This is a genomic window from Endozoicomonas sp. ONNA2 (assembly GCF_024606365.1).
In the GTDB taxonomy this organism is placed as follows: Bacteria; Pseudomonadota; Gammaproteobacteria; order Pseudomonadales; family Endozoicomonadaceae; genus Endozoicomonas.
The window spans coordinates 1-4,506 of record NZ_JAHHPO010000468.1; the positions used below are offsets into that span (position 1 = coordinate 1).

At 43.8% G+C, this 4,506-nt stretch carries 2 protein-coding genes; one reads left to right on the top strand and one right to left on the bottom strand.

The genetic code is table 11. The annotated features are described in order from the left end of the window. Positions 1 to 183: 183 nt before the first annotated feature. Positions 184 to 2,700 carry a hypothetical protein gene (locus KDK14_RS08450; RefSeq protein WP_257264656.1) on the bottom strand — a complete coding sequence of 839 codons (2,517 nt, stop codon included), beginning with the start codon at positions 2,698 to 2,700 and terminating at the stop codon, positions 184 to 186. A 227-nt stretch (positions 2,701 to 2,927) separates the two neighbouring features. Between KDK14_RS08450 and putP the strand changes: the two genes are divergently transcribed. Further along, positions 2,928 to 4,436, top strand: a complete 1,509-nt coding sequence (putP, locus tag KDK14_RS08455) for a sodium/proline symporter PutP (RefSeq protein ID WP_257264657.1) — start codon at positions 2,928 to 2,930, stop codon at positions 4,434 to 4,436. Positions 4,437 to 4,506 lie beyond the last annotated feature (70 nt).

The following is a 4,506-nucleotide window of genomic DNA, read 5'->3' on the forward strand; positions in this document are numbered from 1 at the left end:
TTTAGACCAATTTACTGCCACCGCAGTAGGGCAGTCTATTCTCGGACAGCCTCCTGGGCTTTATTCTATATGATAAATAGTCTCTTTATGTTCTAGAGCTGTATTTGATGACCTTTCGATAACTTTGTCTGGGTAATGCAGTTTTGTGTAAGAGGTTCTTGCACCGCACCAAACTTTATGGTTTTAGTCATTATCATTATCACCATCACTATCACCATCACCATTCAACATTTTTCCTCTTTCAATTATGAGTTCTTTGGCGGAGTCAAAAATTGAGCCCTTGCTTTTTTGAGGTTTATTGTCTTTTGGTTTCTTCAATGTAATCCCTTGTTTAATCTCATCTAAAAGATTTTTTCTTTGTCTGGTTTTAGCAAGTTCTGGACCTTCAACTCCAATGTCGGCTTGCATGGAATGACTTCCGTCTGTTTGTGGCGGCTGTGGTGCTGGTTTGCTAATATCGGTTGGCTCTGTAGCACGCCCGCTTTTTGTGAAGTTGCCAGAAGGTAGTGGCGGCGGCGGTGGCGGCGTCGGTACTGCTTTACGACCATCGGTTTGCTCTTTGACTTCAGCACTTTTTGTGTTGTTGAAAGATGGTAGTGGCGGCGGCGGTGGCGGCGTCGGTACTGCTTTACGACCATCGGTTTGATCTGTGGCTTCAGCACTTTTTGTGTTGTAGGAAGATGGTAGTGGTGGCCGCGGTGGCGGCGTCGGTACTGCTTTACGACCATCGGTTTGATCTGTGACTTCAGCACTTTTTTTGTTAGAAGTTGGTATTGGTGGCGGTCGTCGTGTTGGACGTTCAATCGGTGGCAGCCGTTTACTTCTTTTGGATTGGTTACTACTTGTACTGATCCCTGTGCTGTTGCTCCCTATTGGTGGTAATACTTCTTGGGCTTTCAAGGTCAGTGGCTTTTCAAATACTGATTCTTGATGTACTTCTGTCAGACTTGCTGCAGGAGCCTCGTGCCTTTGGTCAACATCACTGCTACTCAACGAGTGATTATTGCTTTCATCCATTTCTACGCCGGGCTGAGCATTAACATCGTCAGTTTTATTGCTTGCTAATGACTGTGCATAAAACATTCGCAGTTGTTTTGCTGTTTCAAGATACTCCAATGGTCGAGTACTTGTTGTTTTTTTGTGGGCTGGACGTTTTGGTTTGATGGCATCTCTATGCGCCTTTTTAGCCAGCAGACAGGCGGTGTGCGCAACAACCAATTTATCATAGGCTTCTTTCTGATCAGAGCTTCCTGTTACTGATTCTTGAACACTGTTTTTGAGTGTATCTATTTCTTCTTTAGTTAACCAGACCTGTTCCTCAGACTCAAGTTTTTTAAAGTGACTATCAAAGCAAGCATGGTTGAAGGATTCTAACGCCAGATTCGAATTGGTCTCTGCTGGATCCAGGTTCTGCAGATTTTCCCATGATTCAGTTAATGTTACTCCTCTATAGGCAGTCAGGAATGCTTCCGGGTGTGTGAGGGATTCGGGTTTCAGATCTGTTTGGTCTTGATCCGGATTTTGTTGGTCCTTAAAATATATTTCGACACTGGATTTAAATTGTTTCAGCCTGTAATTCAATTTTGCGTACGAGATTTTATATTCTTCTTGTGCTTTTTGAAAATCGGAAAATTTTATTTTTTCATTTTCTTCGATTCTTTTGGTTGTTTTTTTTGTTGGTTGTATTTGTTTCTTTTTTGAATATCTATCCGCCTCTCTTGTTATGATTGTAGAGGCGCGTGTTAGAGTGTTATTAATTTTTTTAACTATATTGGGTATTATTTCACGTTGTGCTTTTAAATCTTTTATTTGTATATCTGTGCTTCTTTTGACTTTCTTGAAGTGCTTCTCAACGTCTGTACAAGTACTTTTAATGAATGGATGGACTATTAAATCTCTTGCAGTCTCAATCTCATCTGATAAATCTTTATTCTCTTTCAGGTTGTTTCGTTCTAAGCACAAGCTTGTTACTTTTGCTACATCCTCAGAAAACATGTCGATCATCATATTGCTGAGTGTTTTTCTATGCTTGTCATACAAATGAAGTGTTTTGGCAGATTCGAGCAAATCTTCAACCACTTTGCACTTTTGCTTAGTCAAGGCAAGCGTTTGAGGTTGGGTTATATCATGATCAATGCTTCTGAGGTGTTTTGGCATTTCCTTAATAAGAATTGCCATTTGATTATTAATTTCTTCAGATAAGGAATGTGTTATTTTCGGCGGTAATTTTTTTTCTCTTAGTCTCTCTACTTCTTGGTGTAATTCAACGAGTCTTGCTGCCGAGTTGCAGCTTCTGATTTCATAAGAGAGATATTTCTTGACATCTGATTGAACAAGTTTTGTAAACTTTTCACGGTTAACAAAATCACAGTTTTTCTCAATTGATTCAGGAAGGTTCAATATACTATTGATATGATCAGATGTTTTTTCAACTTTTTGTGTTGTTAATAGTTTGACACGTCTTTCGGTCAAATCTTTTTGATACTCATGTCTTGCTTTATTCAATTGGTGTTTTTCTGGATGGAATAGCTCTATGTCAAAAAAATTCTCAATGTTACGCCCAAAGTGGGTTACCAGCTTTCCATGGCTATCTAATATTTTGGTGTCTTTGCCTGATTTGATTCCAGCGTACTGTGCTGGTTTTTGGTCAGGTAATTTTATTTGACCAAGGGAGGGAGATGGTATGCGTTGGCTATCCATGTCTGTATCCAAAATTATCAATTCATTTGTGAATATTAGCGTACATTGACTGGAATAAAACAGGAGTAATTTTTAATCAACATAATTTTTTATCGCAGGGCCAAGAGTCATATTTTTGGCAGACTTCATTTTAGAAATAACTAATTAAATCAGCAGTTATGCCAATTGAATTGAATAAATAGATGTGAGCTAACGTTGAAGATATATACACCAAGAGTTTAGCCATCATGGACAACCAAATACAAATAACCATAACCTTCCTGATCTATTTTATTGCCATGTTGGGGGTGGGTTATATTGCCTGGCAGAGAACCCAAAACTCATCTGATTATTTTCTTGGCGGTCGCTCTTTGGGACCCTGGTCGGCGGCATTAAGTGCCGGTGCTTCTGATATGAGTGGTTGGCTATTATTGGGTCTGCCGGGGTATGCGTTTGCTGCCGGATTTGAAGCAATCTGGCTGGGGCTGGGGCTACTGGGCGGAACCTGGTTGAACTGGCTTCTGGTGGCCCGTCGTTTACGAATATACAGTGCGGTGGCGAATGACTCTTTGACGCTTCCCGAATTTTTTTCCAACCGTTTCTCCGATCTGAAGTATATCCTGCAACCGGTCAGTGCCGGTTTTATCCTGATTTTCTTTCTTTTTTACACCAGTTCAGGATTGGTAGCCGGTGGCAAACTCTTTGAATCTGTTTTTGGCTTCGACTACCAGCTGGCGGTGATTCTTGGCATGTTGAGTGTGGTCTCCTACACCCTGTTTGGTGGTTTCCTGGCGGTCTGCTGGACCGATCTGGTGCAAGGCCTGCTGATGTCAGCAGCACTGCTGATCGTTCCGGTGACCGTGCTGGAAGTCACCGGTGGTGCCGGGCAGGTGCTGAGCGAAATTAACCAACTGAACCCCCATCTGACCAGTATGCTCACCGATGTCCGGGGGGAAGCGCTGTCTGTGATTACGGTTTTGTCATTATTGGGCTGGGGGCTGGGGTACTTTGGTCAGCCACACATTATGGCGCGTTTTAAAGCGGTGCAGTCCAGTCATCAGCTTACGTTGGCACGGCGTATAGCGGTTTCATGGACTGGAATCTGTATGTTGGGTGCTTTGCTGGTTGGTTTGACCGGAATCATTTATACCCACCGGCAGGGATTGGTATTAGACGATCCGGAAGCTATTTTTATGCTGATGGTGAATACCCTCTTTCATCCGGTCATAGCCGGTATTCTGCTGGCCGCTATTCTGGCTGCCATTATGAGTACCGCAGATTCTCAGTTGCTGGTTTGTTCGACTGCGGTAGCAGAGGACTTTTATCGCAATATGCTGCGTCCCAATGCAACTCAGGGAGAGATGCTGAGGGTTGGTCGTATGGCTGTTGTCGGTATTGCGGTACTGGCCACGGTGCTGGCACTAAACCCGGACAGTTCTGTGCTGGAGATGGTGTCTTATGCCTGGGCAGGGTTCGGTGCCGCCTTTGGTCCTGCACTGCTGTTGTCACTGTACTGGCAGCGAATGACCGGGTTGGGAGCCCTTGCCGGTATAGTTGCGGGTGGGGTTACGGTGGTGGTTTGGCGTTCGCTCAGTGGGGGGATTTTTGAAGTTTACGAGATTATTCCCGGTTTTATCGCGGCGTCAGTGGCAATAGTGGTGTTTAGCCTGATGGGAAAAGCACCTTCTGATGCGGAGTCAGAAACCTTCCAGGAGGTGCAGAAGCTTGTGAAGTCACCATCCCCCGACAATGGATAACCCGGGAGGCTGTCCAGAATAGCGCCCGACTGGGCGTCCCCGTAGCGAGGATGGCAGAAAATTGAGGATA

Bases quoted from the DNA above. Each gene is read 5' to 3' on its own strand.
- putP (WP_257264657.1), top strand. From the start codon at position 2,928: ATGGACAACCAAATACAAATAACCATAACCTTCCTGATCTATTTTATT.
- KDK14_RS08450 (WP_257264656.1), bottom strand. From the start codon at position 2,700: ATGGATAGCCAACGCATACCATCTCCCTCCCTTGGTCAAATAAAATTA.